This is a genomic window from Pseudoalteromonas sp. Z1A6 (assembly GCF_011378745.1).
Lineage (GTDB): Bacteria > Pseudomonadota > Gammaproteobacteria > Enterobacterales > Alteromonadaceae > Pseudoalteromonas > Pseudoalteromonas arctica.
The window spans coordinates 1-1,886 of sequence record NZ_WTKW01000534.1; the positions used below are offsets into that span (position 1 = coordinate 1).

Below are 1,886 nucleotides of genomic sequence, written 5' to 3' on the forward strand. Positions count from 1 at the left end.
AAAGCCGTACATTAGCAACTATGAAGTAATAAAACTTCCGATTTTTGATTAGATAACTTCAATGGTTACACTTGATTCTCTATGTATTACGATCCGCATAAATGAAATGGATTCACTTTAACTTTATTAATTCAGTGAGTTAAAATAAATTAAATTTAAGCTTTCAATTGCGACAAACCTGACTATAATAACAATCAGAAAGTGATAAAGGCAAACTTGGTGAAAATCAAGGACGCAAAGCTTCCGGCCTAAAGTAGATATTTTATTTATTATGGTAGCGGGGTTACCGCATAGATATTAGTTGTAGCTTCATAACTATACCTTTGTTTTCCTATTCATTTTTAAACCTATTGAATATTAACGTACTGAAGGTACAAATTATGAAAAATTTTATTATACTAGCATCGATCCCTTTATTTTCATTTACTTTACAAGCAAATACAGCCTATATTAGTCCTGATGGTTCTGGTAACGGTTATACATCGAACTCCCCTGCGTCAATTAGCAACCTAAACAATTTATTATCTGATACCTCATTAGATAAAATCAATTTACTTCCCGGAAATTACTCGCAAAATGATGCTCTAATCTTGAATCAAGGGGATCATCCAATAGAAGTTGTTGGCCTTAACAATGTTACATTTAGCAGTAATTACAATTTTTATTCTGGTAGTAACTCAGGTTTCGTTATTGCACGAAGTAATATCTCATTTGAAAATTTATCATTTTTAAATACTCGTTATTGTTTCCGGTTTAAAAATAATAATGTTGAAAACGTAAATATTGAAAATATTAATGCTCATAATAACTCTAGCTGCATAGAATTTGACAGCAATATTGAAAAGCATGTATCTAATATTTCGATAAATAATTTAAAAAGTATGGGCTACTACAAGGCTGGAATACGCATCGACGGATCTAATACCCACGATATTAGTATTTCAAACACTATTTTAGATGGTTTAGCCACCTCTACTGAAAATGAAAGAGACTGTTTCATTTCAGGTATTCTTATAAATGGTTATTCCAAGAATATTTTAATAGATAATGTGTCTATATCAAACAATATTGGTGGGATAGAAGGTTGTAGAAGTTACCAGCAAGGGGACGGAATTGTCTCAAATAAAAACACTAGTAATATAGTTATAAATAATACCGTAATCTCTAATAGTAGAGATGCAGATCTAGATCTTAAAGGCAAAAATATCACTTTAAATAAAATAAAGTCGCTCTCAGGTAACGAAGCTAGATATAACTTAAAACTATGGGATAATGAATTTACATGCACCGAGTGTTATATAAATACAGCAAATGTATCTGCTTTAATTGCTTTCGATTCTCATATTACGTTAGTAGACTCAACAGTAAGAGTTGATGAATCGGCTAGATTGTGTGACCTACGCTTCTTAAAGACAAATACAACTACAATTGACTTTATTAATACTAATTTCCCATATTACGGAGACCTTGTTTATAAACCAAGTAATCTAGCGCAATGTGAATAGAAACTACTTTAAATCTAAAAGCAAGTTTAGGCTTGCATTTAGATTTATAAACAAACTTAAGTTTATAGCTTAACTTCCTTTTCTAATAAATATCATCACGCTTTTTATTATTATAACAACTAAAAATATGACATTCTCACACTAAACCTTGTTAGTTCCTCGGTGATTTTCAGATATGTCAATAATTGACTTAAGCAATATCCAAGGCTTTAAAAAGCCAGACATCCGTGATATGTACTCTTTTCGACATGCTAAGCTGAAGACAGCACCGCTAATATCAATAAAAAAATATGAGAAAACAATTGAGTAAATAATACCTGATAAACCCCACCATTCCATAAACAACAAACCAGTGCTTAAATTACTAATAAGCAATGCCAA

At 30.8% G+C, this 1,886-nt stretch carries 2 protein-coding genes and 1 riboswitch; of the genes, one reads left to right on the top strand and one right to left on the bottom strand.

Features of this window, described 5'->3' with window-relative positions; all coding sequences use genetic code 11:
* Window positions 1–199 precede the first annotated feature (199 nt).
* A riboswitch (cyclic di-GMP riboswitch) is annotated at window positions 200–291 on the top strand.
* An 89-nt stretch (window positions 292–380) separates the two neighbouring features.
* Entirely contained in the window at window positions 381–1,505 is a 1,125-nt protein-coding gene (locus tag GQR46_RS19210; RefSeq protein ID WP_165742121.1) for a hypothetical protein, read from the top strand.
* A 141-nt stretch (window positions 1,506–1,646) separates the two neighbouring features.
* Here the strand turns inward: GQR46_RS19210 and GQR46_RS20580 are convergent.
* A partial coding sequence (locus GQR46_RS20580) for a hypothetical protein (RefSeq protein WP_206009705.1) occupies window positions 1,647–1,886 on the bottom strand: 240 nt, incomplete at its 5' end.

Excerpts from the sequence above, each read along its gene's own strand:
- GQR46_RS19210 (WP_165742121.1), top strand. The coding sequence starts at position 381 with ATGAAAAATTTTATTATACTAGCATCGATCCCTTTATTTTCATTTACT.